This is a genomic window from Epilithonimonas xixisoli, assembly GCF_004365655.1.
Lineage (GTDB): Bacteria > Bacteroidota > Bacteroidia > Flavobacteriales > Weeksellaceae > Epilithonimonas > Epilithonimonas xixisoli.
Window position 1 is genome coordinate 272,850 of record NZ_SOEO01000001.1, and the last position, 24,932, is coordinate 297,781.

The following is a 24,932-nucleotide window of genomic DNA, read 5'->3' on the forward strand; positions in this document are numbered from 1 at the left end:
ATGAAATAATTTCTATTTAATTTTAGGAATTTCAAATAAACTACTTAGCTATGGTAAAAAATATACTTGGATTGGACTTGGGAACGAACTCGATTGGTTGGGCATTGATAGAGATAGATGATAATGGAACTCCCATAAAAATAATAGCAATGGGTTCAAGAATCATCCCAATGTCATCAAACGACAGAGATGAATTTGAAAGAGGTTTGTCTATTACTAAGAATCAAAATAGAACAGTCAGCCGAACTCAAAGAAAAGGCTATGACCGAAAGCAACTGAAAAAAAGCTATCTGAAAGAAATTTTGAATAAGTATAATATTTTTCCATCAGAAGAATTATTAAAGCTCCCAATGCTTGATTTGTGGAAGCTCAGAAGTGATTCCGCTAATCCAAATGAAAATATTTCTGCGGAGCAATTGGGACGTATTTTATATATGCTCAATCAAAAACGTGGTTACAAATCAGCAAGAAGTGAAGCTAATGCAGACAAAAAAGACACAGATTATGTACAGGCAGTAAAAGGAAGATATGCTCAATTAAAAGATAAAAATCAGACAATAGGACAATTTTTTTATGATGGACTTTATAATGCCAGTGCAACTGATTCTTATTTCAGAGTTAAGGAAGAGGTTTATCCGCGAGAAGCATACATCGAAGAATTTGATACAATTATCAATGTACAAAAAGATAAACACGATTTTCTTACAGAAGAGGTTATCAATCAACTAAGAAATGAGATTATCTATTATCAGAGAAAACTCAAGTCACAGAAAGGGTTAGTCAATATTTGTGAATTTGAAGGATTTGAGAAAACTATATTTGATAAGGAAAAAAATAAAAATAAAGTTGTTTTCGTAGGTCCTAAGGTTGCTCCCAAAACCTCTCCATTATTTCAGTTATGTCGTATTTGGGAAGTTGTCAATAATATTTCATTAAAAATCAAAAATCCTGAGGGAAGCAAATATAAATGGGGTGATAAAATTCCGGATTTAAAAGAGAAAGAAATAATAGTTGATTATTTGTTTAAGAATGCAAGTTTAAGTTTTGAAGATTTACGTAAAATTCTAAATCTAGAGAAAGGAAGTGTATATGTCAATAAGCAGATTCTTAAAGGAATAAAAGGCAATGAAACGTATTCGGTTCTTCAAAGTATTTTAGGCGATGATGAACTTTTGAATTTTAATGTTTCAATTATTCCATCAAATCATACTTCAATGTTGGTAGATAAAAAGACTGGAGAAATATTGGAAGAAAGGGCAGGTCTTGAGCTGGATGCTTCTTTGGAAAAGGAACCTTTGTATCAGCTATGGCATACAATATATTCTTTGAAGGATTTGGATGAATGCAAAAATGCCTTGATAAAAAGATTTGGCTTTGATAATGAAATTGCGGAACAATTGTCCAAAATCGATTTCAATAAACAAGCATTCGGAAATAAATCAAATAAATCGATGCGGAAAATTCTGCCTTTTTTAATGGAGGGTTATGATTATTCTCAAGCTTGCAGTTTGGCAGGCTATAATCATTCTAATTCTTTAACAAAAACAGAAAGAGAACAACAAATTACTTTAGATAAATTGGAACTTCTTGCGAAAAATAGTTTAAGACAACCTATTGTCGAGAAGATATTGAATCAGATGATTAACGTGGTCAATGCAATTATTGAACAATACGGAAAGCCTTCTGAAATAAGAGTTGAGCTTGCCCGTGAACTTAAACAAAGTAAAGACGAGCGAAACAATGCTGATTTGCAAAATTCCAAAAATAAAAAGCTTAATGAAGAAATTGGTAAACGATTGGCTGAATTGGGATTGCCTGTAACCAAGAGGTACATTCAAAAATATAAATTCATTTTTCCGTCACTCAGTAAAAATCTGAAAGATGCTCAGGTTAATAATCAGTGTATCTATTGTGGAGAAACATTTAATCTGAGTGAAGCTTTAAGTGGTGATGCTTACGACGTTGACCACATTGTTCCAAAGGCATTGTTATTTGATGATTCTCAGACTAATAAAGTTTTGGTTCATAGAAAATGTAATTCCACAAAAACCAATCAAACAGCTTATGATTATATCGCTACAAAAGGAGAAGAACAGGTTCGTGTTTATTCTGAACGTGTAGATGATTGGTTCAAAAGAGGGATTATTTCGTACAGTAAAATGCAAAGGCTTAAAGTTTCACATAAAGAATATCTTGAACGTAAAAGCTTGAAAAAAGAAACTGAAACAGATAAAAAACTTTGGGAAAACTTCATAGACAGACAATTAAGAGATACTCAATACATTGCTCGTAAATCGAGAGAAATCTTACAGAAAGTTTGTAATAATGTGACAACAACGGAAGGTGGAGTTACAGCTAAACTTCGCAATGTTTGGGGATGGAATGATGTTTTAATGAATCTGCAAATGCCTAAATATAAGAACTTGGGACAAACCGTTGTGAAAGAATGGACAAGTGACCACGGCAAAAGGAAACACCAAAAAGAAGAAATAGAAAACTGGACCAAGAGAGATGACCATCGCCATCACGCCATTGATGCTTTGGTAATTGCGTGTACAAAACAAGGATTTATTCAGCGTATCAATACTTTGAACTCTAGTGAGACTAGAGATGAATTTAAAAAAGAAATTGAGGAGCATAAAAAACGATTAGGCAAATCTTTTAGTGAAGATGATTATGAGCATTTGTACAGAGAAAAATCTACTTTATTGGACGATTATCTACGCTCACAAAAACCTTCAATATTCACTACAAAATATGTTGAACAAGAAGCCGATAAAGTTCTAGTTTCTTTCAAGGCAGGTAAAAAAGTTGCAACGATAACAAAGTTTAAAGCAACTGGAAAAAATAAGGAGGAAGGCGTTATTGTACCAAGAGGAGCACTACACGAACAGTCTGTGTATGGTAAGATTAAAATCATTGAAAAAGATAAGCCTTTAAAATATTTATTTGAAAATGTAGATAAAATTGTCAATCCAAAAATTAAAAGTTTAGTTGAGGAAAGGCTTAATAAGAATAAAAATGATGCAAAAATAGCTTTGTTGTCTTTAAAGAAAAATCCAATCTTTCTGAATGACGAAAAAACAGAAATCCTAGAGAAATCATCTTGTTATAATGATGCAACTGTATTGAAATATAAATTGCAGAGTTTAAAAGCAAATCAAGCAGATGATATTGTCGATGAACGAGTTAAGTTCTTAGTAAAAGAGAGATTAGCTCAGTTTGGAAATAAGGAAAAAGAAGCCTTTAAGGATACGCTGTGGTTCAACGAGGAAAAACAGATACCAATCATAACGGTTCGTTTATTTGCTCGTCCCGATGCTAATAATTTACAGGCTATTAAAACCGATGAAAATGGTAAAGGAATTGGGTTTGTCGTGATGGGTAACAATCATCATATTGCTATTTATGAAGATAAAGACAGTAAACTTATTCAGCATAGTTGTACATTTTGGCACGCAGTAGAAAGGAAAAAATATAATATTCCTGCTGTCATCAAAAACTCATCAGAAGTTTGGAATCAAGTATTAGACATAAAACTTCCAGAATCATTTTTAAATAAATTACCTGCCGATAATCTCAATTTAAAATTCAGTATGCAACAAAATGAAATGTTTATTTTGGGTTTATCACAAGAAGAATTTGACGAAGCTTTGAAAAATAATGACAAATCGTTATTGAGCAAGCATTTGTATTTGGTTTGGAGTATTGCTGAAGGAGATTATTGGTTTAGGCATCATTTAGAAACAAAAAATACAGAATTAAAGAAAACTGACGGAGCAAAGGAAAGCAGAAGATTCTTTAGATTAAGTTTAAAAGGGTTTAATGATTTAACTCCTGTAAAAGTTAGATTAAATCATTTAGGAGAAATTACTAAAATCGGAGAATACTAAAACTTATGATAACCCGCTCCATCTACATCGGCAATCCCGCTTACCTCAAACTCAAGGACGAGCAAATGTACATTATGGAACCTTCGTCCAACGAGATGAAAGGCAAAGTTCCGGTGGAAGATTTGGGATTGCTGATGTTGGACCATTTTCAGATTACAATTTCACATCAGTTGATTCAGAAAATGATGGGGAAGAATGTAGTAGTCATCAGTTGCGACAGTCAGCATTTACCACACGGCATAATGTTGCCATTGTATGGTCATACAGAACATTCGGACAGGGTAAAAGACCAGATGGAAGCCAGCGAACCACTCAAAAAACAACTTTGGAAACAAACGATTGAGTGTAAAATTGAGAATCAAAAAGAGGTATTGGTAAAATTAGGAAATTACTATGAGCCTATGCTGGAGTATCAAAAGAATGTGAAATCGGGCGATATTACCAATATGGAAGGCATTGCGGCACAGCATTACTGGAAGTATCTCATCAGTTTGGATTTCCTGAGACAACGTTTCGGAGATTCGCCCAATCAGTTTTTCAACTTTGGGTATGCGGTTCTCCGAAGTATTGTGGCGAGGGCAATTGTGGAAACGGGTCTGCTTCCAGTGTTGGGGATTTTTCATAAGAATAAATACAATCCCTATTGTCTTGCGGATGATTTGATGGAGCCTTATCGCCCGTTTGTAGATTTGCTGGTAATGGATTGGTTGACAAAGAATCCAAACACTGAGGAACTGACAAAAGATTTCAAAGCTCACATCTTGCAAATTGCAACCAAAGATGTGGTGATTGATGGTAAAACAAGACCTTTGATGGTGGCTGTGAAAACAACAGCTTCCTCACTTTACAAATGTTACACGGGAGAAAAACGAATGATTTCTTATCCTGAGTTCAAATAAATGGACGGTTTGGTCATTGTACTTTTTACATCGCAGGTAATACAATAGAAAATGAATGCCGAAAGGTTTAACGCTTATCGAATTATGTGGGTCTTAGTATTGTACGACTTGCCGACGGAGACCAAAGCCAATATGAAAGATGCGACTCGCTTTCGTAAAAGCTTGATAGATGATGGCTTTACATTGTTTCAGTTTTCGATGTATGTTCGCCATTGCCCGAGTCGAGAAAATGCGGAGGTCCATATCAAACGGGTTAAGTTTATGTTGCCAAAAGCAGGTAAAGTTGCCATTATGTGTATCACAGATAAACAATTTGGTGACATCGAAATCTTCTTTGCCAGGAATAAAGAAGAACCACCGCCGACTTTCCAACAACTCGAATTGTTCTAATTTTCGAATCCTAAATAAACAAAAAATCCACTGAAAATCAGTGGATTAACTTTTGAGGATGTGTTATATCTCAAAGATACTCAAAATTGAAAGCAATTCACAACTACAAACAAGCACGGAATTATGATGCATAAGATGTGTTATATCTCAAAGATACTCAAAATTGAAAGCAATTCACAACAGAAAAGATGCATTGGTATGTTTGGGAATTGATGTGTTATATCTCAAAGATACTCAAAATTGAAAGCAATTCACAACGGTTGGAACTGCAGATTTATATCACTGGCTGATGTGTTATATCTCAAAGATACTCAAAATTGAAAGCAATTCACAACGATAGTGATATCGATGTTAATATGGATGACGATGTGTTATATCTCAAAGATACTCAAAATTGAAAGCAATTCACAACGCGCCAAAGGTTGGTAACTCCATATCTGATGATGTGTTATATCTCAAAGATACTCAAAATTGAAAGCAATTCACAACACAACAGAACGAAGGAAGATGCAACAAATTGATGTGTTATATCTCAAAGATACTCAAAATTGAAAGCAATTCACAACGGATTTACCATACTTGAAAACAAATCCTTTGATGTGTTATATCTCAAAGATACTCAAAATTGAAAGCAATTCACAACAAGTAATAAAACTTATCCAATTATCCGGATGATGTGTTATATCTCAAAGATACTCAAAATTGAAAGCAATTCACAACTCACAAAGCTTTTTAATATCTAAATCTGATGATGTGTTATATCTCAAAGATACTCAAAATTGAAAGCAATTCACAACTGCAGGAACTGATTTCTTTATGACTGATAAGATGTGTTATATCTCAAAGATACTCAAAATTGAAAGCAATTCACAACCATTTTATAATATGATTCTAAGTTTTTAGAGATGTGTTATATCTCAAAGATACTCAAAATTGAAAGCAATTCACAACGATAAATTCCTTTGAGAAGCGCACAATATTGATGTGTTATATCTCAAAGATACTCAAAATTGAAAGCAATTCACAACGCAATATCAGATCAATATTCTGAACAAGAAGATGTGTTATATCTCAAAGATACTCAAAATTGAAAGCAATTCACAACGACGATTATGTTGATATTGAATTCGGGACTGATGTGTTATATCTCAAAGATACTCAAAATTGAAAGCAATTCACAACCATCTAACTAAAACCCCTTCATCGGTATATGATGTGTTATATCTCAAAGATACTCAAAATTGAAAGCAATTCACAACAAATAAATTCTTTTATTAGAAAAATACCTTGATGTGTTATATCTCAAAGATACTCAAAATTGAAAGCAATTCACAACATATGAAATGGAAGAAATGATTCACGACAAGATGTGTTATATCTCAAAGATACTCAAAATTGAAAGCAATTCACAACCGGGCATCCAACTGAAATTTTCAATAGATGGATGTGTTATATCTCAAAGATACTCAAAATTGAAAGCAATTCACAACAGAAGTATTTGAAGCCTTGAAAAAAGAAGCGATGTGTTATATCTCAAAGATACTCAAAATTGAAAGCAATTCACAACAATCACAATACGTTGTCATTACGGTTTATAGATGTGTTATATCTCAAAGATACTCAAAATTGAAAGCAATTCACAACAATTGATTACTTCTGGGTAGTAAAACAAGCGATGTGTTATATCTCAAAGATACTCAAAATTGAAAGCAATTCACAACTTGTAAAGTCAATCCATTGGTAGTGTATTGGATGTGTTATATCTCAAAGATACTCAAAATTGAAAGCAATTCACAACTTATGCTGATTATTCTATCAGGTTTCATTTGATGTGTTATATCTCAAAGATACTCAAAATTGAAAGCAATTCACAACACAAAACATTGTATGATAATTGCAGTAGTTGATGTGTTATATCTCAAAGATACTCAAAATTGAAAGCAATTCACAACGGATTTACCATACTTGAAAACAAATCCTTTGATGTGTTATATCTCAAAGATACTCAAAATTGAAAGCAATTCACAACATACGATAGTTGACGCTGAAAATGAAGTATGATGTGTTATATCTCAAAGATACTCAAAATTGAAAGCAATTCACAACACACTTTACAACCGTTAACGACAGTTTCTGGATGTGTTATATCTCAAAGATACTCAAAATTGAAAGCAATTCACAACTATCAAACCCTTTTGTATCGCATTTTGAGAGATGTGTTATATCTCAAAGATACTCAAAATTGAAAGCAATTCACAACGCTGATTGAGGAAGAGCAAAATAAGGAGTAGATGTGTTATATCTCAAAGATACTCAAAATTGAAAGCAATTCACAACGAAGTTGAGAATGTTGCTGATGCTGAGAATGATGTGTTATATCTCAAAGATACTCAAAATTGAAAGCAATTCACAACATTATGTAGATACTTTAAAAATTGCTTATAGATGTGTTATATCTCAAAGATACTCAAAATTGAAAGCAATTCACAACGGTCAAGGGTTGGAAACGTAAGGATTCAAGGATGTGTTATATCTCAAAGATACTCAAAATTGAAAGCAATTCACAACTAATGATCTCAAAGATCTGCAAGGTTCTGAGATGTGTTATATCTCAAAGATACTCAAAATTGAAAGCAATTCACAACGGCATTGCCTCCGCGAATTGCTCCTCTTTCGATGTGTTATATCTCAAAGATACTCAAAATTGAAAGCAATTCACAACAGGATCTTCATTGCAGGAAAAAATTAAAAAGATGTGTTATATCTCAAAGATACTCAAAATTGAAAGCAATTCACAACTTTATCAGGAGTTTGGAAGGGTTCTTATGAGATGTGTTATATCTCAAAGATACTCAAAATTGAAAGCAATTCACAACTAAAAGTCCAAAGCTTCCAGACTTTGTTTCGATGTGTTATATCTCAAAGATACTCAAAATTGAAAGCAATTCACAACATGTCTTTGAAGACAACGGAAATCGACGGCGATGTGTTATATCTCAAAGATACTCAAAATTGAAAGCAATTCACAACCTATCATTCAATTTATTGATATGTTGGACGGATGTGTTATATCTCAAAGATACTCAAAATTGAAAGCAATTCACAACTAGGAAGTGGTTCAGGATGGCCAAGTAGTGGATGTGTTATATCTCAAAGATACTCAAAATTGAAAGCAATTCACAACACACCACCGCAAGGGTCAATCCAAGAAATCGATGTGTTATATCTCAAAGATACTCAAAATTGAAAGCAATTCACAACTATCATGGGCTTCTACAAAATTTCCAGGACGATGTGTTATATCTCAAAGATACTCAAAATTGAAAGCAATTCACAACATCGTTGATTCAGTAATGTGCGTTTTGGCTGATGTGTTATATCTCAAAGATACTCAAAATTGAAAGCAATTCACAACCACAAACTTCTGAGGCCATTTTGTAGGATAGATGTGTTATATCTCAAAGATACTCAAAATTGAAAGCAATTCACAACTAAAATTAGTATCACTAACAAAATCAATGAGATGTGTTATATCTCAAAGATACTCAAAATTGAAAGCAATTCACAACTTTAAAGCGCTCCTTCTCGTCACAGTCGGAGATGTGTTATATCTCAAAGATACTCAAAATTGAAAGCAATTCACAACGTTTTGATGTCAACGGAAATATTTTCGCCTGATGTGTTATATCTCAAAGATACTCAAAATTGAAAGCAATTCACAACACTAATCGTGATGTTCACGCCTTGCGTTGTGATGTGTTATATCTCAAAGATACTCAAAATTGAAAGCAATTCACAACTTGAGCAATATCTTCCAGCTTTATTTCTTTGATGTGTTATATCTCAAAGATACTCAAAATTGAAAGCAATTCACAACATTAGTTCAGTCAATGCAAATATTACCAACGATGTGTTATATCTCAAAGATACTCAAAATTGAAAGCAATTCACAACATATTTTTTTGCAGTTGCTTCAACAATTAAGATGTGTTATATCTCAAAGATACTCAAAATTGAAAGCAATTCACAACCGGTCGCCAATGTTGCACAAACCGCGGCGAGATGTGTTATATCTCAAAGATACTCAAAATTGAAAGCAATTCACAACACCCGAACATCGCCGCAATCGCCGCAATCGGATGTGTTATATCTCAAAGATACTCAAAATTGAAAGCAATTCACAACAGCACCTTTGCCCGACCACACTCTTCCGACGATGTGTTATATCTCAAAGATACTCAAAATTGAAAGCAATTCACAACCACACGCACAGCCGTTTCAATGAAAGGCGTGATGTGTTATATCTCAAAGATACTCAAAATTGAAAGCAATTCACAACATCCAGAGCTTACACCGATACGAGTTACCGGATGTGTTATATCTCAAAGATACTCAAAATTGAAAGCAATTCACAACTAATGATCTAAAAACTTTTGCGGACCAAAAGATGTGTTATATCTCAAAGATACTCAAAATTGAAAGCAATTCACAACAGCATTAGCAAAAGCAACCGCAGAAGGTGCGATGTGTTATATCTCAAAGATACTCAAAATTGAAAGCAATTCACAACTTGCTAAGAATTATCCCGTTTTCAGCTGGTGATGTGTTATATCTCAAAGATACTCAAAATTGAAAGCAATTCACAACTGATGTTGTTAAAGGATTATTGATTGATAGGATGTGTTATATCTCAAAGATACTCAAAATTGAAAGCAATTCACAACCGGATTGGTAGCACCAAATGGACCAGTAACGATGTGTTATATCTCAAAGATACTCAAAATTGAAAGCAATTCACAACAAACGCAAAGCAAGGCTTAGCAAAAAAACTGATGTGTTATATCTCAAAGATACTCAAAATTGAAAGCAATTCACAACTCCTTTGATGGGTGATGATTCTAAAGCAAAGATGTGTTATATCTCAAAGATACTCAAAATTGAAAGCAATTCACAACGAGTGATACAGCTGTAAAGATTCTGGCATCGATGTGTTATATCTCAAAGATACTCAAAATTGAAAGCAATTCACAACTGTTGTTGTTTGGGCAAATGAGGCATTGGTGATGTGTTATATCTCAAAGATACTCAAAATTGAAAGCAATTCACAACTCAGTTTTTATAGTTTCTTCGCAGGCTCCAGATGTGTTATATCTCAAAGATACTCAAAATTGAAAGCAATTCACAACTAAATCGTTCGCTTTCATTCTTATATTTTGGATGTGTTATATCTCAAAGATACTCAAAATTGAAAGCAATTCACAACAAACGAATATTTGCGAATGGTCTCGAAAAGGATGTGTTATATCTCAAAGATACTCAAAATTGAAAGCAATTCACAACAGTAAAATTAATCAAGACTTCGGTTCCTTAGATGTGTTATATCTCAAAGATACTCAAAATTGAAAGCAATTCACAACATTCTGACGATGCGGAATAATACGAAAAGAGATGTGTTATATAATCGCCAAAACAAAATGTCAAAAAAAACAAATCAGAACGTCCAAAAAAAAACACTCTTTAAATAATCTTTAAAGGGTGTTTTCATCAAACATTCAAAGAAAACCTCACGCTCTCACCGCTCAACAATTTACCAGTCAAGTCTTTGTTATTATCATATATATGAACATTGCCAATAAACAATGTTATCGATCTCAAAGGAAGATTGATTTGTCTACTAATTAAATACAAATGATACAGGTCGGCTGGAAGTCCTAAATTAGCATCAGAGCTTCTCTGATAGGCTGATAAAACCAATTTTCCTTTATCAATCTGAAACTGAATAAGACTTAAACAAGGCTGTTGGTTGCTCTCAGTATCGTTCTTTCCGAGGAATAAAACATAATTCTTACTATTTCTCTTTTCCCTATTTATTTTCTTTATCAAGTCCGGCAACTGCTCAAAGTATGTTGGATATGAATTAACAAATCTTTCTCCAGACTGAAACAAATCAAGCTCTGTTTTAAGCTTATTCCGTGCTATTCCATGCCCTTCGAAGATTTCCAATAAATCAACTGGTTTTAATTCTAGTTTTTCATTCAAAAGAAAAGTAATATTACCTTTCTTATTTTCTTGAATTTTGCCTTTTTTTAGGACTTTTTCTAAAATTTTGTGATACTTATTCATTTTTCTATATTTGCATCTCTCACCTTTTAACAGCAAAAACCCCTAACAGAAGACTTTTGTCCTCCGCTTGGGGTTTTTGCTCTAAATTTAAAAGGTGAGATGTTTAAATTGCGGAGGACGTTTTTTTTCCTCCTATTTCTTTTAACGTGCAGCACCAACGCAATTGGCTGGCTGGACACGGATTTCCAAAGTAAATCCTAACTTTCCGCTGGTGTTTGATAAATTGACTTTATCACATCTATCAACTCAATGTGCGTTTCCTTTTTATCAAAATAACCCCACTTATCGTGGCTTTCTACAGCTGATTGAAAAAGATCAGACATCTTTAATTGTGTAGTCTTAGAGTGGCGAATACCAAAGTAGAAATCAAACGCTGGCATTAACTGATATGGCGAATTTTCTAATGTTATTTCAGCATCTACGCTCTCGTAAATTGGATTCTCATTTTCGTCGACTCCAATTTCAATATCTTTTTTAGTTTGAAAGTTCTCATTAATGACAGGAATTTGATTTAAAGTGACTATTGCCAAATAATCATTACTGATTAACCAATCTCTGTTTTTTACTTTTGCAGTCTCCAACTTTAAAATACTATTATCTAAAGAATCAACTGTAATTACCTCAGCTGTTACGTACCAGCGTTTTTCACGATAAATCGGTAAATCTGAGACATATCCTATAAGTCTCACGCGCCCATTAATATCATCTGATATTTGAAGTATTTCCGGATAATCCAATTTTAGAGTTTGGATTAGATTTTCTAAGTTGATTTCTGTTTTCATAATAATTCTAATTTTAAACCGTGAATTTCAGCCGGAGATAAACCTCTGTTATATATTTTTAAATTTTGCAAGTAGCCAACAAAGGGAAATGAAGAGGCATTTCTTTGCCCAATAAAAAGAATGTTGTTGACAAAATTTCCTGTGTTATCAAAACTGGAAATAACCACAGACGGCATTTTTTTGCCATTTACATAAAAATTAATTTTTTCCGAAACATTCATTTTTGAACGGTCAAATTCAATAATAAAATGATTCCACTCAATGAAATTAAATAACATAGCACTTGATGCAATTTGAGTCTGCCTCATTGCCGCTTGAATGCTATTTGCTGAAGAATTATTATTAATCACATTGAAAGCATTATTACTCATAAGCGTTGGCGACATTTCAAAAAGCACAGCAGTTGAAGTTTGCGCTGATTTCATCCAAAATGATAATGTAATCTTATTTGAATTTACAGGCAGATTAGATGGTGTTCTCACGCATCCAGCTGTAAATAGTAAACATTGAGTTCCCGACTTGCGACCGTTAGAAAAATCAGCGTTTCCAGTTTTTATTCCGTGCAGAGAATTTATTGATTTATCTAATAAATCTCCATTAAAATCATAACACAGAATGTAATCTTTTGGTAAACTTCCGATACTATTTATAAATCTTCTTCTTCCCATAATCATTTATTAACTACCGAAAATCTTCCTAATGGAGAACTTCCACCACGTTTAATCACAATGCTATATTCACGCACTTTCAAAGCATCAGGATTATCACTGTAAGGATCTGCTTCCAGCCAAGATGGGAGGGTGATTAAAGAGCCAGTCAAGGTCATAGTCAAGCTACAAGTGCGATTTGTCGCAATCATATTGGCAAACGAAACCGCAGTTGGCGCAGTTGCCGTCAAAGCGAAATGACTACCTGCTTTCAAATCAATCGCATAACTTCCAGAAATTGTAGCTTCAACTCGCACACCAAGAACATCATGCTCTAAAACCAATGATGCTAAACTTCGCCAAACTCCCGAAGCATCAGCATAACCAACAACGCCGTCCTTTCTACCAAGCTCCCACGGCACAGGCGTGCCAATATTTTCTGTCAAAACTATAGAGTTGGCTTTTACACGCCCATTAACATGCAATTTCTCATCCGCTGTCATCTGCCCAATTGCCACAGCACTGGCGATACTTTGCGTTGGTGTCGCTGTTTTATCAACTTTTCCGGCAATCTCAGCGTTTTTCAGATCAGACAACCCCAATGGATTTCCAACATTGCCAGAGCCTTTCAATGTATTATCCGTCACAACCACCGTCATTGACTCTGATGTGCCAACTTTTAAGATATCAAGTTTATCCGTGGTTTTATTGTATTTCGCAAAAATCCAAGTTCCCGGCTTTAATGTGTAATCTTCTGAAAAACCGACCAACCAATCAACCGTGCCATTTTGCTGTAGAAAAACATTTTCCGGTGTGTCATTTTTGATTAAAAATTCGATTTCTCGACTCTTGTCAGTCAAGCGAATTCCACGAACATTGTATATCGGATCCACAGGATCAACTCCACTCAAAAATGTTCTTGTAATTAAAAATCGAGTGCGAACGTCGGATTTCTCTAATGTCAGAGTTGTGGATGAAAATACATAAGTTTTTTTCCAATTGTCTTCCGCTTTTTCTTTGAAACCAGTCAACATCTCCGGATCAATAACATTTCCTTCTGGCGTTATCAAAATCAATCTTACGTGAAGTTCCCCAGCATCCAATGACGGTTCTTGCGGTTCACCGCTTTCAATACCTTCTTTAAGAAAGAAAAGACCGGTTGCGTTTTTTGCAACAACACGTAAAAACTTACTTCCTGCGGTAACTGAAGTGAATAAAAAACTGTCCGGAAAATCTCTAACCAAAATTTGTCCATCAATTCTAACCTTATTCGAACCGCTCTCGTGGACAGCAATGCTAACTCTATTGTGAGTAGCTGTGATAGATCCGATTTCCAAAACCTCATTACCAGCAATCATAAACGGCAACTGGTGTGGCGGAACTACACCACCTACCAAATCGGCTTTTTTAGTCAAAGTTTGAGTGAGATTCGTAACATCCTCCATCGGAATCTTATCGTCTTTATGGCGAAACGAATCCAGCCAAGCCCAAAACTGGTCTTGGTTTGGTTTTTTTAAGTTTCTAAACCACTCTTTGATTATATTGATATCTACTTTTGCCATTGTCTTTTTAGTCAAATCCGATAAAACGGATATATTTTACAATTCTAGAAGGTTGAATATTCGAGTGTGGTTGTCCGCCACCTTTAGAACCCGTTCTGGCTCCACGGTAAGAATTTTGACCGTTGGCGTCAGGTGGATAAGTTCTTTTCCCAACCAAACTTCCACCACCATAATCATTGTAAAGCGCTTCCGAACCTTGATCGTGGTAATGATCTGGAATTTGACTCAAATCAAGTGTTACCTGCTTTACGCCAACCGTATTTCCAAGGCTTCCAAAATTGGTATCTCCAGAATTGTGACCAACGGGAACATTTCCACGCATATCAGTATGCTCCACCCAACCTTCTGGAATTTCATCGCCCGGTCTATCCCATATTGCCACCAATCCAATTGGCGTGGCTTTCTCAACTTTTATCAACCGATCTTCTAACTGGAAAAGATTGAGTGGTCTGCGGAAATTTACCCACGGATAACTAATGGTAGCCTCGCCAAAGGTTGCATAGCGTGTATAAATGACAGGTTTTTGTGAACCATCCTCAAAACCTCTTAAATCTGATGTCTCAACGATGGCAACATTGGTCGATATTTGACCGCCAACAAATGGCAACAATTCGCCATTGATATGCACAAAACCGTCAGTAACATTTCCACCGCCACCAACTTCACAGCCTAAAATAATAGCGAGGTCTCCAGCCATCGCACCGTGAACGTTGAAGTTTTTGTAAGCTTCCTGCAACGCATCTAAAATTTGCGTTGACATCGGAAACCCGCCAGTCTGATTAAAATCTATTTTATTCATTTAAAATCTTATTACTTTATATCGTTTGCTTGCCAATTTGTAGAAATCTACTAAAGCTGTCATCGCATAGATTGAGAAAACTAAATCTGTTGGTACTTTGACAATGAAATCAACGCCTGTATCTTCATAATCTTCGTCGCCGTGCAAGTACATCGTGCCTAGCCACTTTGGTTTTTGTTCGCCATCCGTATAAATATATTGGCGAGTGTAAGCATTTCCGGATGAAATTTCGATTCGTCTGAGTGATGGATCAAACCTGTCGTTTAAAGCCTTTCTCAAATAGCAGATTTGACTGTTGTGCGCCAACTTGTAGAGATTGTCACTCCGAAATTGTAGCCACTCGTAATGCACGCTTTCAATGCCATCAACCATCAGCTCCAGCCACGCTGTCATTAATTTCCCTCGCAGAAAAGTTGGCGTGAGCAATATTGCCAGTCTTCGCCAATTAACTATATGCCACATAACTGATGTTGTCAAAGTTTTCTATCTGGAAATATCCGGAAGTCGGGATTTTCTTAACCGCAATGTTTTCAAAATTTCCATACGTGATGCCATTATTAGCAATCCATTTGCTCTGAGCGTTGGTCAGATGCGGAATTTTAATTCCTTCAGTCGCCTGTAATTTGTCAACCAATGAAGCTAAAATCAATTCGCCATTAAAAGGCAATTCTTTCATAAATGCGTTAAGAGCATCTTCTACAGGCTTTCGCCCGGTTCTTATCGATACGCCGTCAGCGGTCAATAATAATGGATCATAATAGATTTGCATCAGCAACCGCAGAATATCCGGCAGATAATTGATAACTGTAATCTTCACGCCTGCATCTTTGATTTCTTCCATATAGGCGGAAAACGCTGGGTAAACTTCATCTGGAATCGGTGCCAAAACGCCATTACTGTCTTCTGTCGCAATCTTCACAATCAATCGGCTCTCTGTGGTCGATTCTGTGACCGCTGAATACTTGATTATTTTAGACGCTTCGATTTCTTCCTCTGTTGCAGAACCGTTGTTAAAAACGTCTGTATCTTCGATTAAGTCAAAGCCATATTGAAACTGTAGAACCTTGTTGCGATACCAGCGCAATGTGTGAGGTTTTAGCAATGACAGCAATCGCTCAATCAATTCTCTATGTCTGTCAAAGATAGTTTCCAAAACGAAAGAACCGTAAGCGAAAATCCACAGCCAAAGCCTCCAAATAGCCACCTTTGAAGTTGAACTCAAAGCGTTCAATCGTTCGTCCGCTTCTTTCTTAGCGACTAAATCTGCATATATTGTATCGACTGATCTTGCCATTTTATTGAACTATGAAATTTTGATTAAGAATCCAGATAGAAATCCCTTCTGGCGTTTCCTCAGACTCTCCATTTTGTGTGATGTCCGTTGCCGGCTGGATTGACTTTGATTGATAGTAATTCTTCACACCTACATCGTTTACTATTGAATCAGGAATCACAAGCTCACTTCCTGCCGTCAGCTGGTCTGTGATGCTTATATTGTTCGCCATAGCAATCTCGAAGGCATTGTGTGCGCTTCCAGTGTGCTGGATGGCGAAATCCAATAAACTTTGATTATGTAGAACTATTGCCATTACTCAAGTTTGCCGTTAAGCTGTTTGTACTTTTTAAGTTCGTCTGTCATTCTATCGATTTTCTCTTCCAGCTCTCGAATTGTATTTTCAGCAGCATTGAATCTAATGATTGAATTTTCCAATCTTAAACCGAGATCATCGACCATTTTTCGGTAGTAATCCAGAAGTTTTTCAGCGTTTTCAATTTGATTCGTCTCAACTTCCGCAGATGCTTTTTTCCTTCCGAAAAACCAGCCGATAAAACCTGTGATTAATCCAGCGATTAATGAGCTGATGTGTGGTTCAAATAGTTCTTTTATCATTATTTCAAATATTCAGCATCGATGCTAAGTTCAAGGTTTTCTAATATTTTGAGCGATTTCACGTCCATTCCGTCTGCGACAAATTCCTGTCTGATAGCTCTGGCATATTCGTCCGGGCTTTCACGCTCCAAGTATCTTTTGGAAGCCACGCCAGCCGTTGGATGTTGTTTGTAATCGCCTTTTTCTGCCAACAGCAAATGTTTTTGATGCTGATAAGTACTTTCGCCAATTACGAAGTCGCCATCTTTGATCTCTGGCTCGTTTTGGTCATCAAATAGAAAATCTTGTGGCATATTATGTCATTTGTCCGGTTTGCGTTGTTGCACTTCCAATGGTGGTCACAACTCCAGATTTTATAAATTTTTTAATTGCGGACGCCATCTTTTGTGCAACTCTTTGCCGAGAAGCTTCCGCGCTGTCTTTCTCTTGTGCTTCCGTTTCCCAGATTTCCAAAAGTTCCTCGATGAACAATTCCTCCGCTATATCTAAACTCATTTTAAAAGCTGTTTAAAATCGTTTTTAATACTTTCAAATTCTGGTGTCAAAATCAAATTGATTGTCGGACCATTATTGGTTTGGTACCCTTTTTCCAAAACCGTAAAAAGTCTTTCCATCAATGAAAGAAGATTTTTCTCGTTGGCTTCAATCAATATTTTTTCGCTGACTTCTATTTTTGCCGTTGGCGTAATCCAAAGAAACTTTTCAGTTTCGTCCTGTGCGATGACCAACCAATCGTCATCATCTTCAATTCTTATCGCCAAGACAAAGCTTCCAACCTTTGGCACTTGCAGAAAACTTTGTTTTCCCGTAAGAACCGGGCGCAATCGCACGTCCAAAAACTCCTGATCATCTTCATCTATCAGAACACAAGTGGCGTTTTCTTCATCTACAGATTTCACAATTGCGATATTGCTGACAGCGGGCCCAAATCGCTTGGCCATCTCTTGCAAACCTTCTCTTAACTGCTCTTCTGTCGCCATTATCTATTCATTATAAAACCAAGTTGCACCGTCTGCCTGCCACCGCTCATTCCAAACTCGCCGTTAACTGACTGAATGAAGTAATCGCCCGTTTTATCTGGGTACATTCCGCCAGCCAACTCAACCACCATTCCTTTGTTTGCGTAGGGCACGAGAAATAATTGTAAATTACCTTCGTAGCCTTTGTAATCTTCCTGCGTTTGCAAGCGGTTCACAATTTCTTTCAGAAAATTGGCAGGGATGTCCGCTTTTATTTTTACATCTTTTTCATTGTCGTATCGTCGTACGTCTGATTTTGTCCGCTTCACTTCGCCTTTGGCATTTTTTTCGCGAACTACTATTTTTAGATTTTTATCTACTTTTCTTTTTTGGAAATCGTCATCTTTTACGGTGTTCCAACCGATTTTTACTTTGATTCTTTTCTGAACTTTTCCGAACATTGTGCCGACAAAAAGCTCATCAAAATTGAAATAAACCGCCAAGCTGATTTCCTTTTTCAGATATTCCAAAACTTGAATACCAGTTGCATTTTTGAACCGAACATTTTTCAACGGAATCGCGGGAATTTCATCAGATAATTTAATATCCGTTCCGACGGTCAAATCCTTTAAAAGCTGTTTAACAGTAACATTTTCGTAAGTCTTATTAAAAATTACATCGTATAATTGAGATGCAAAACCTTCACACTCCAACTCAACAGGAATTCCCATTTTCACACGTCGGATGAAACCTTCAAACCGCTTTTCGTTTTTGTTGTTGTAGCCTAAATGAACGCTCACTCGGTCGCCTTCTTTGAACTGATAAATTTTGCGACCTTCCAAATCCAGCGTTTTGTCCGGATTCTCATTTATCATATGTGTAATTCTTGGCAACGTGATGGTGCAACTATCAACAAAGTTGCCTACATCCGTTTTCCAGCTTACTTTATTTGGCTTGATATTTTTATAATTTCCAATCGTGATATTACTGGTGAGATAAAAAGCCATTTTTAAAATTCTAAATCGGTTATAAAATCACTTTGGCAAGTCAATGAAAATGGTCTTATCCAATGATTTTGCCCTTGCACTTCTGGAAACTCCAAAGCCGTGATGATGATTCTACAGCTTTCGTCCAAGAAGATTTCTGGATAACCGCCGTGGAGCGTTTTTTCCTGTGTGCTTTCTTTCAAATCTACCAATGCGCGGATTTTGTCTTCTGGAACCGTTCTATTTTTTCCAATCAGAAAACCTCTAATTGTGAACTTGTAATCATCAATATTGACAATTTCATTCACTGTGCCTTTACGCTCCACAACAGGTGTAGAAACCACCGTTGTGGCAAGATTGACATTAATGGTGCAAGCATCGATTGCGATGTTGATCCCTTCGTAAGCTCCGGCATTCATTTTTCCGCCTTTCAAAATAATGGGAAACCAAATATCTTGACCGTAAGCGCCAATCTTATTGAAGCTGATATTTTTATTGGAATAATGAATCGTGCCTCTCGGATTTGGATTATGTTTTATTCCCGGAAATTCCACTTCTTGCGTGAAATTCTTTTTATCGCCATTTTTATCAACATAATAAGAACCACGACCAAAGTATTCTTTGTATAGATCGTATAAACTGAAAACGTTTGCTGTTGTGATTGCCATTCTATGCGTTTTTTGCACCGTTGAATAAAACTCTTCCAAATAATTCCATCATCAGCTTTTCAAGTTCCTCACGGCTTTCATTGTTATTTAATGTGGTAAATTGAATGCTGTCAAAGAATTTCCCAACATTGATATTGATAATCCGCTGACCGCCTCCCGTGATGGTGTCGCCAGTCTTTTTGGATGATTCTTTATTTTTTTTGCTCTTGGCATCTGTGTCGCCAATGATGCCTTTATCTTTAAATCTCGTTAAGTCAGCTTGATAACTTGGTTGTGAGGTGTCATCTTTATTAATGATGGTTTTTTTAGCTTCAACTGTCAACTCGTTGTCATCGTCTGTGATGAGATCTCGAACCCACTTGTAAGCCGTTTCCAATCCATCGAGAATCGGTCGTAATACATTTTCCCAAATCCAAACTAAGGCATCGCCAAGCCAGCTGATAGTCGGTTTGATAACTTTTTCCAGCGTCCAGCCTATCAAGCTAAAAACATCTTTAATAATTTGACTTTTCCCGAGCCAATCCAAAATCCCACCGACTATTTTAAAAACAGTTGTTAAAGCGGATTTCAAAACGCTCCAGACCGTGCCAAGAATACCAGCAATGATGTGGACATAATCCATCCAGCCACCAGTACTTCCAGCCAAACCAGTCACATAATTGATTGCGATAGCCAATCCGTCAGAAATCATACTGATGTATGGCGTGATTTTCAAAATCGCTGGTGCAACATAACTCAATGCTTTTTGCCCCAAATCAAGAAATTGAATAATGATAGGGCTCATTGCGTCACCTATATCAGTCAACGTGTTTGTCGCCATATCTTTCATAGCTTCCCATCTTCCGCCTTTAGTGGCGTTTTGAGCTTCCAAAGCGCCCTCGTAGATTCCGCCTTTGCTTCTTGCCATTGCCAAAGATTTCGCTAACAGATCATAAGTCACGTCCATTTCTTTGACTTCATCCATCGTTTTTCCAGTTGCTTTGGAAAGCAATGAATAAATGTTGATTCCTGCGTAACCAAATTGCTTGATATCCGCTGATGATGCTTTCCCAAGTGATTTGATTTGTTGCATATTAATCGCCATTCTCATCAGCTCGTCATTACCTCCACCAGTTGCCGCTATCGCATTAGCAAGATTCATCACGTCTTCCCTGGCATTTTTGGCGTTGCCATCAACCGATATCAACGCACGATTTGCCTTTAATAGAGATTCTGTGCCATAAGATGTATTTTCCGCATCTTTCCGGATATTCATATAGGCATTTTGCGCGCCTTCTTTTCCGATAAATGTTGAAAGTCCAACAATGTCTTTTTCTTTCTGCAAACTTCCAGAAATCGCAGAACCAATTCCATTTTGAACAGCACCTAAAAAAGCTGTTGCGATTTGCAAACCTGCATTTCCCATCATTGCACCAACAGCGACACCCCCAACACCAATGCTTCCAGAACCAGAAGTTCGAATTTGAGTTTCTACAGCCTTGATTTTCTTTTGGAGCTCATCGTAGCTGGATGAAAGTATTTTATTTCGCTGACTCATTTTGTCAGCGTGTTGAGCCATTTTGCCAAAGGCAGATTGAGAAGTGGAGCTTAGTTTGCCTAAGCCACCACTCATCATATCTTTCATTTTTACGACAAACTCAACAATATTACTCACAGCTTACATATTTTTTTCGGCTTGTTTTTTCCAAATTTCTAAGGCGATTCCCGTTCTGAAGAAAAATTTTTCTTCGCCCCAAAGCTTCATCGCATCTGCTCCGAATTTCATTGAACCGAAAACGATTAAGAACTCAATTCCGCCTTCTTGCTTTTCAAAGGCATATTTGCCAGCTTGACTAAGCGCGAAAAAACTCGCCTTTTTTGCCTTCTAAGATGTTATTGATTTGCAAGAAAACAGCAATGAATAACTCCTCATCTTCGATTAATTGATAATCGCCTTCCAACCACAACTGCTCTACAACCATCGCTACAGCCTTTGACATTCCATTGGTTCCGATTGCTGTTAAGTAATCGCCAAGGTCTTCCGCTGTTGGCGGTCTCAGAACTGCAAGGAAATCATCTACTTTCAGATAGATTAAATCACGGTCACCGTTTTCTAATTTCCACTCATCAATCTTTTTTTGAGAAAATCTCTTGATAAAGGGAGTTGTGTCTTTTACAACTGCCGTTTTTTCGTTTTTTGCTTTGTCCGCTTCTTTCGCCTTTCTTTTTGCGAAAACATCTTCTAATTTTTCGTTTGCCATTATTTTGATTTTTATTAATGAATTAATTGCACGTCCATCGCCAAGTATGGCAATGTGATTTCTCTGTTTTTTGCGCCTTGCTCCATACTCATCGCATCTTCGGTAAACTGAACACCTCTCACGATGTATGTTTTGCGCTTATCTGTAATTCTTCGTTTGAAGGAAATACTGATAATAATAAGTTCGTGTGGAACTTCCGTGATGTCATCGTAGCCAGCAGTTTGCGCCGCTTTGTTCATCGCATCCGCCTCGAAGCCAAGAACCTTGATATTTCCTTCATATTTGATATTAGAAGTCATAATATCAATAGGCTGGTCGCCTGCGCCCATCAGATGTTCTGCATCTTTGGTCTTTTTGGTCTCAAAACCTCGCAAACCTTTGATAGTGCGGTTTAGCACTTTCACTTCAAAATTTGCCCAAGCGCATTCTTTAGTGGTAATATTTACGTTTCCCATTTTTTAAATCGTTTTTGAAAGTCCGAGATTGATGATAATCCAAGTCATATAGCCAAGCGGTTGGATTTTGACAGTCATTTCCAAAGTGTTGGTATTAATCAAATCTTGGTCAAGCGGAATGATAACATCCGCACCGCTAATCTGGTCGCCCATTTGCGCCAATAATTGCGCTTTGATTGTTTCTTCCAAATATGTAGCATCAGCATCGTTGACCGTTCCATCTGGATTCACACGCACAGCCGTTTCGATGAAAGGCGTTGTAGTTGCTGTAGAAATTCTTTGCGCTTTGTCAATTAATCTGCCGTAAACCAAGATTCTGAAATCATCATCAGAACACATATTGTCACGACCAAAGAAATATCCAGAAATCCCTTCACGGATGTGAAGCACAATGAAACCTGCGTTGGCAAAGTTGTCCAGCTCAGTTGGCGTAAATTCGTCAACCAATCTATCTCCAATGTAAGCCGATGAGATGCTCAAAGCACCGTTTTCACCGCTTCCAATCTTGATATGCGCTTCATACTTGACTGCTCTGGCAAGTGCCAAACCTACAGCACCAGTGCCTTTGGATTCCACGCTTCCGAGAACTACGCCTGCATAACCGTTAGTGGCTGTGTTTGGCTCATAATCGTTGGCTACAGATGTATTTGCGACTCTACCTTCAATCAAGATTCTGACCGGGCGGTTGATGCTTTGCTGATATTCTGCCAATGGTTTAGAAGCCGTCACAGCGGTTGCGACATCGGCATCCATAAAATCTGCGCCTGCGTTGTAAGCAACTGCCGGGTCTCGTAGGATTCCAACCAAATTCACACGACCTCGGGAAACCGTCAAGAGTTTCTTAGCACCGTTATTGTTGGTGCTGGTCACGGCTTGTGCCATTGTCATTGTGTCTTCTGTTCCGAGAATCCAAAACTCACAAGAACCGCCAAGCTCTGTGTAGAACTCATTCAAAATTCCGTAAATGAAAGGTTCTGCCGTTTCCGAATAACCTTTGGAAATGGCGTCATCTAATGAATACACCGTTTCCACTTTGCCAATCAATCCAGCCGTTTTGGCTGTGGCCACGATTCCTGCAACGCCGTCGGTAATGTTGATTTGGCGTAGCAAGTTGCCGTTGGTAACATTTGCAATTACTTTCGGCGTTCCAGTTCCTTGAGCCATAATTATTGAGCTAAGTTGTTTTTGAATTCAGTTAAGGCAGTTTTCAAAGTGTCTGCTTTTTGGTCTGCCGTTTCGATGTTGAAATGCTTGATAAAAGACTTAACATCTTGATAGTCTCCAGTTTCAATATCAAAGGATTTCAACTCTTCAATTTTTGAATCAACAACCTCATTTTCGCCAGCATCTTCGTTGGTCTCGACATCTGTGTCGTTACCATCTTGTTTTTCTTCCGAATTTTCAACATCTTCGAAATTTTCAACCGTTGCATTTTCTGCAACCGTTGCAACTTGTTCTCTCTTGTAAGATTCGATTGTCTGATCTTGCAAATTGTGTTCGCTTGCAAAGCTGATAGCGTGACCGTTTGTGTGGAAAACTCTGCCGTCACTTGTAATGTGACATTCTTGGCTGGTAGAGTGACGTTCGAAATAGTCAACTGCTAAATTTTTATATTTCATTTTAAATGGTTTTAAATGTGTTTAAATGACTTTTTAAATAAGTTTTAAAAGCTTTTTAAAGAATGCGCCTCCAACGAAGTACGCCGATGATCACGAAAATAGAGAGGATTCCCATAAAGATTCTGCCGAACCAAATCTGTGTTTTCTGCCAGAACGTTAAAGGCTTTTCCACTTCAACAGGCACGTTAATATAAATTGGTATTTGTTCGGTCGCTTTTGTGTGGGTTTCCTCCCATTGTTTTTTTAATTCCTGCTCATTTTTATAGCAATCAACTGTTAGCTGATTACCTTTTAGAACAGTTTTAGGAATATTTAGAATTTTTCCTTTTTTAGACTTTGTAAAATCAGTTTCACGGATTATTGGTTTTCCATTCACACAATCGATGAAAGCTCTGTAAGATGAACTGTCAGCTTCTACTTTGAAAATAGTATCGCGGACGGTTCGAACAGTTTCTTTGGTGTTAGTAATAATCACCGGCTCTGTCGCTCTCTTGGTTACACAAGAGAGCAGAACCAGCGAAATAAAAATCAAATAGAAAAAGAAAAAATTACGTTTCATTTTAAAAATTTATTTGTTTCAGCCAAGTTTTGACATCAAAGCTTGGACAGGCTTTGTTCACTTTTGGGAAATCCCGATGACCAGTTATGATGGCGGTGGGAAATTTGAGTTTCAGCTCTTTTAAAAGCTTGATTTGTGACGCTTTCTGTGCATCGGTTCTGTTATCCAGAGGATTGTTTTTTGCATCTACACCGCCGATATAGGCAATGTGAATACTTGGTGTGTTGTAGCCGGCAACACCATTGGCTATATTTTCAATCGGAAATGTGTTTACGATTTCGCCGTTGGCTTTGATCATAAAGTGATATCCGGGATTCTTCCAGCCCAAAACTCGCTTCCAATAATCTTTGATAGATTCAATAGTTGTAGTTTGCGGAGTGGCTGTGCAATGCAGTACTAAATATTTGATAGCTCGCATAGAGTGTTTTTAAGAAAAAAAGCCTACCTAATCAGATAGGCT

The 24,932-nt window shown here is 36.7% G+C and carries 24 protein-coding genes and 1 CRISPR repeat array; of the genes, 3 read left to right on the top strand and 21 right to left on the bottom strand.

All coding sequences use genetic code 11. The features are described 5' to 3' along the window. Positions 1–50: 50 nt before the first annotated feature. From cas9 to cas2, 3 genes are read left to right on the top strand one after another with little or no spacing between them, the layout of a single operon-like run. Positions 51–3,893, top strand: a complete 3,843-nt coding sequence (gene cas9, locus B0I22_RS01250) for a type II CRISPR RNA-guided endonuclease Cas9 (protein WP_133942796.1) — start codon at positions 51–53, stop codon at positions 3,891–3,893. A gap of 5 nt (positions 3,894–3,898) precedes the next feature. Beyond that, positions 3,899–4,792: a type II CRISPR-associated endonuclease Cas1 gene (cas1, locus tag B0I22_RS01255; RefSeq protein ID WP_133942797.1), complete on the top strand. Its 894-nt coding sequence runs from the start codon at positions 3,899–3,901 to the stop codon at positions 4,790–4,792. Positions 4,793–4,843: 51 nt separating this feature from the next. Beyond that, positions 4,844–5,182: a CRISPR-associated endonuclease Cas2 gene (gene cas2 / locus B0I22_RS01260; RefSeq protein WP_133942798.1), complete on the top strand. Its 339-nt coding sequence runs from the start codon at positions 4,844–4,846 to the stop codon at positions 5,180–5,182. Positions 5,183–5,239: 57 nt separating this feature from the next. Beyond that, a CRISPR array of direct repeats spans positions 5,240–10,599; the repeat unit is 47 nt; unit sequence GATGTGTTATATCTCAAAGATACTCAAAATTGAAAGCAATTCACAAC. Between the two features lie 127 nt (positions 10,600–10,726). Here cas2 and B0I22_RS01265 read toward each other — a convergent pair. From B0I22_RS01265 to B0I22_RS01365, 21 genes are all read right to left on the bottom strand, one after another. Continuing rightward, positions 10,727–11,305 carry a thymidylate synthase gene (locus tag B0I22_RS01265; RefSeq protein WP_133942799.1) on the bottom strand — a complete coding sequence of 193 codons (579 nt, stop codon included), beginning with the start codon at positions 11,303–11,305 and terminating at the stop codon, positions 10,727–10,729. 197 nt (positions 11,306–11,502) lie between these two features. Continuing rightward, a complete protein-coding gene (locus B0I22_RS01270) occupies positions 11,503–12,087 on the bottom strand; it encodes a hypothetical protein (RefSeq protein WP_133942800.1) in 585 nt (194 codons plus the stop codon). Next, complete coding sequence (locus tag B0I22_RS01275) at positions 12,084–12,755, bottom strand: LamG-like jellyroll fold domain-containing protein (RefSeq protein WP_166668150.1); 672 nt, start codon at positions 12,753–12,755, stop codon at positions 12,084–12,086. Before B0I22_RS01275 ends, B0I22_RS01270 begins: the two co-directional genes overlap by 4 nt. A 2-nt stretch (positions 12,756–12,757) precedes the next feature. Beyond that, complete coding sequence (locus B0I22_RS01280; RefSeq protein ID WP_133942802.1) at positions 12,758–14,296, bottom strand: hypothetical protein; 1,539 nt, start codon at positions 14,294–14,296, stop codon at positions 12,758–12,760. A 7-nt stretch (positions 14,297–14,303) separates the two neighbouring features. Then, positions 14,304–15,056, bottom strand: a complete 753-nt coding sequence (locus B0I22_RS01285) for a phage baseplate protein (RefSeq protein ID WP_166668151.1) — start codon at positions 15,054–15,056, stop codon at positions 14,304–14,306. A 39-nt stretch (positions 15,057–15,095) separates the two neighbouring features. Further along, positions 15,096–15,557 carry a hypothetical protein gene (locus B0I22_RS01290; RefSeq protein WP_133942804.1) on the bottom strand — a complete coding sequence of 154 codons (462 nt, stop codon included), beginning with the start codon at positions 15,555–15,557 and terminating at the stop codon, positions 15,096–15,098. Continuing rightward, positions 15,541–16,389, bottom strand: coding sequence for a nucleotidyltransferase (locus tag B0I22_RS01295; protein WP_133942805.1), 849 nt, complete (start codon positions 16,387–16,389; stop codon positions 15,541–15,543). The genes B0I22_RS01290 and B0I22_RS01295 overlap by 17 nt, the downstream gene beginning before the upstream one ends. Before the next feature lies 1 nt (position 16,390). Further along, a complete protein-coding gene (locus B0I22_RS01300) occupies positions 16,391–16,684 on the bottom strand; it encodes a hypothetical protein (protein WP_133942806.1) in 294 nt (97 codons plus the stop codon). Next, complete coding sequence (locus B0I22_RS01305) at positions 16,684–16,986, bottom strand: cell wall anchor protein (protein ID WP_133942807.1); 303 nt, start codon at positions 16,984–16,986, stop codon at positions 16,684–16,686. The genes B0I22_RS01300 and B0I22_RS01305 overlap by 1 nt, the downstream gene beginning before the upstream one ends. Continuing rightward, on the bottom strand, positions 16,986–17,279 hold the full coding sequence (locus B0I22_RS01310) for a hypothetical protein (RefSeq protein WP_133942808.1): 294 nt from the start codon (positions 17,277–17,279) through the stop codon (positions 16,986–16,988). Before B0I22_RS01310 ends, B0I22_RS01305 begins: the two co-directional genes overlap by 1 nt. A gap of 1 nt (position 17,280) precedes the next feature. After that, positions 17,281–17,481 carry a hypothetical protein gene (locus tag B0I22_RS01315; RefSeq protein ID WP_133942809.1) on the bottom strand — a complete coding sequence of 67 codons (201 nt, stop codon included), beginning with the start codon at positions 17,479–17,481 and terminating at the stop codon, positions 17,281–17,283. Further along, positions 17,478–17,966, bottom strand: a complete 489-nt coding sequence (locus B0I22_RS01320) for a hypothetical protein (protein WP_133942810.1) — start codon at positions 17,964–17,966, stop codon at positions 17,478–17,480. The genes B0I22_RS01315 and B0I22_RS01320 overlap by 4 nt, the downstream gene beginning before the upstream one ends. Further along, positions 17,966–18,952: a hypothetical protein gene (locus B0I22_RS01325; protein ID WP_133942811.1), complete on the bottom strand. Its 987-nt coding sequence runs from the start codon at positions 18,950–18,952 to the stop codon at positions 17,966–17,968. Before B0I22_RS01325 ends, B0I22_RS01320 begins: the two co-directional genes overlap by 1 nt. 2 nt (positions 18,953–18,954) lie before the next feature. After that, the gene (locus B0I22_RS01330; protein ID WP_133942812.1) at positions 18,955–19,599 is read right to left on the bottom strand and encodes a DUF6046 domain-containing protein; all 645 of its coding nucleotides are present in this window, start codon (positions 19,597–19,599) and stop codon (positions 18,955–18,957) included. A 1-nt stretch (position 19,600) separates the two neighbouring features. Further along, positions 19,601–21,253 (bottom strand): tape measure protein, encoded by a 1,653-nt coding sequence (locus B0I22_RS01335; RefSeq protein ID WP_133942813.1) that lies wholly within the window; start codon positions 21,251–21,253, stop codon positions 19,601–19,603. 178 nt (positions 21,254–21,431) lie between these two features. Continuing rightward, positions 21,432–21,839, bottom strand: a complete 408-nt coding sequence (locus B0I22_RS01340; protein ID WP_133942814.1) for a hypothetical protein — start codon at positions 21,837–21,839, stop codon at positions 21,432–21,434. Positions 21,840–21,853: 14 nt separating this feature from the next. Beyond that, complete coding sequence (locus tag B0I22_RS01345; protein WP_133942815.1) at positions 21,854–22,294, bottom strand: hypothetical protein; 441 nt, start codon at positions 22,292–22,294, stop codon at positions 21,854–21,856. Between the two features lie 3 nt (positions 22,295–22,297). Then, complete coding sequence (locus B0I22_RS01350) at positions 22,298–23,458, bottom strand: DUF2586 family protein (protein WP_133942816.1); 1,161 nt, start codon at positions 23,456–23,458, stop codon at positions 22,298–22,300. 2 nt (positions 23,459–23,460) lie between these two features. Then, positions 23,461–23,913, bottom strand: a complete 453-nt coding sequence (locus tag B0I22_RS01355; protein WP_133942817.1) for a hypothetical protein — start codon at positions 23,911–23,913, stop codon at positions 23,461–23,463. Positions 23,914–23,968: 55 nt separating this feature from the next. Further along, on the bottom strand, positions 23,969–24,472 hold the full coding sequence (locus B0I22_RS01360; RefSeq protein ID WP_133942818.1) for a hypothetical protein: 504 nt from the start codon (positions 24,470–24,472) through the stop codon (positions 23,969–23,971). A gap of 1 nt (position 24,473) precedes the next feature. Continuing rightward, positions 24,474–24,890: an N-acetylmuramoyl-L-alanine amidase gene (locus B0I22_RS01365; protein ID WP_133942819.1), complete on the bottom strand. Its 417-nt coding sequence runs from the start codon at positions 24,888–24,890 to the stop codon at positions 24,474–24,476. Positions 24,891–24,932 lie beyond the last annotated feature (42 nt).

What these genes read in the sequence shown, in the direction of transcription:
- B0I22_RS01350 (WP_133942816.1), bottom strand. Translation starts at nt 23,458, where the DNA reads ATGGCTCAAGGAACTGGAACGCCGAAAGTAATTGCAAATGTTACCAAC.
- B0I22_RS01305 (WP_133942807.1), bottom strand. Translation starts at nt 16,986, where the DNA reads ATGATAAAAGAACTATTTGAACCACACATCAGCTCATTAATCGCTGGA.
- cas9 (WP_133942796.1), top strand. Translation starts at nt 51, where the DNA reads ATGGTAAAAAATATACTTGGATTGGACTTGGGAACGAACTCGATTGGT.
- B0I22_RS01360 (WP_133942818.1), bottom strand. Translation starts at nt 24,472, where the DNA reads ATGAAACGTAATTTTTTCTTTTTCTATTTGATTTTTATTTCGCTGGTT.
- cas1 (WP_133942797.1), top strand. Translation starts at nt 3,899, where the DNA reads ATGATAACCCGCTCCATCTACATCGGCAATCCCGCTTACCTCAAACTC.
- B0I22_RS01280 (WP_133942802.1), bottom strand. Translation starts at nt 14,296, where the DNA reads ATGGCAAAAGTAGATATCAATATAATCAAAGAGTGGTTTAGAAACTTA.
- B0I22_RS01300 (WP_133942806.1), bottom strand. Translation starts at nt 16,684, where the DNA reads ATGGCAATAGTTCTACATAATCAAAGTTTATTGGATTTCGCCATCCAG.
- B0I22_RS01265 (WP_133942799.1), bottom strand. Translation starts at nt 11,305, where the DNA reads ATGAATAAGTATCACAAAATTTTAGAAAAAGTCCTAAAAAAAGGCAAA.
- B0I22_RS01285 (WP_166668151.1), bottom strand. Translation starts at nt 15,056, where the DNA reads ATGTCAACGCAAATTTTAGATGCGTTGCAGGAAGCTTACAAAAACTTC.
- B0I22_RS01330 (WP_133942812.1), bottom strand. Translation starts at nt 19,599, where the DNA reads ATGGCAATCACAACAGCAAACGTTTTCAGTTTATACGATCTATACAAA.
- B0I22_RS01340 (WP_133942814.1), bottom strand. Translation starts at nt 21,839, where the DNA reads ATGGCAAACGAAAAATTAGAAGATGTTTTCGCAAAAAGAAAGGCGAAA.
- B0I22_RS01295 (WP_133942805.1), bottom strand. Translation starts at nt 16,389, where the DNA reads ATGGCAAGATCAGTCGATACAATATATGCAGATTTAGTCGCTAAGAAA.
- cas2 (WP_133942798.1), top strand. Translation starts at nt 4,844, where the DNA reads ATGAATGCCGAAAGGTTTAACGCTTATCGAATTATGTGGGTCTTAGTA.
- B0I22_RS01325 (WP_133942811.1), bottom strand. Translation starts at nt 18,952, where the DNA reads ATGGCTTTTTATCTCACCAGTAATATCACGATTGGAAATTATAAAAAT.
- B0I22_RS01315 (WP_133942809.1), bottom strand. Translation starts at nt 17,481, where the DNA reads ATGAGTTTAGATATAGCGGAGGAATTGTTCATCGAGGAACTTTTGGAA.
- B0I22_RS01270 (WP_133942800.1), bottom strand. Translation starts at nt 12,087, where the DNA reads ATGAAAACAGAAATCAACTTAGAAAATCTAATCCAAACTCTAAAATTG.
- B0I22_RS01275 (WP_166668150.1), bottom strand. Translation starts at nt 12,755, where the DNA reads ATGGGAAGAAGAAGATTTATAAATAGTATCGGAAGTTTACCAAAAGAT.
- B0I22_RS01365 (WP_133942819.1), bottom strand. Translation starts at nt 24,890, where the DNA reads ATGCGAGCTATCAAATATTTAGTACTGCATTGCACAGCCACTCCGCAA.
- B0I22_RS01320 (WP_133942810.1), bottom strand. Translation starts at nt 17,966, where the DNA reads ATGGCGACAGAAGAGCAGTTAAGAGAAGGTTTGCAAGAGATGGCCAAG.
- B0I22_RS01355 (WP_133942817.1), bottom strand. Translation starts at nt 23,913, where the DNA reads ATGAAATATAAAAATTTAGCAGTTGACTATTTCGAACGTCACTCTACC.
- B0I22_RS01290 (WP_133942804.1), bottom strand. Translation starts at nt 15,557, where the DNA reads ATGTGGCATATAGTTAATTGGCGAAGACTGGCAATATTGCTCACGCCA.
- B0I22_RS01310 (WP_133942808.1), bottom strand. Translation starts at nt 17,279, where the DNA reads ATGCCACAAGATTTTCTATTTGATGACCAAAACGAGCCAGAGATCAAA.
- B0I22_RS01345 (WP_133942815.1), bottom strand. Translation starts at nt 22,294, where the DNA reads ATGGGAAACGTAAATATTACCACTAAAGAATGCGCTTGGGCAAATTTT.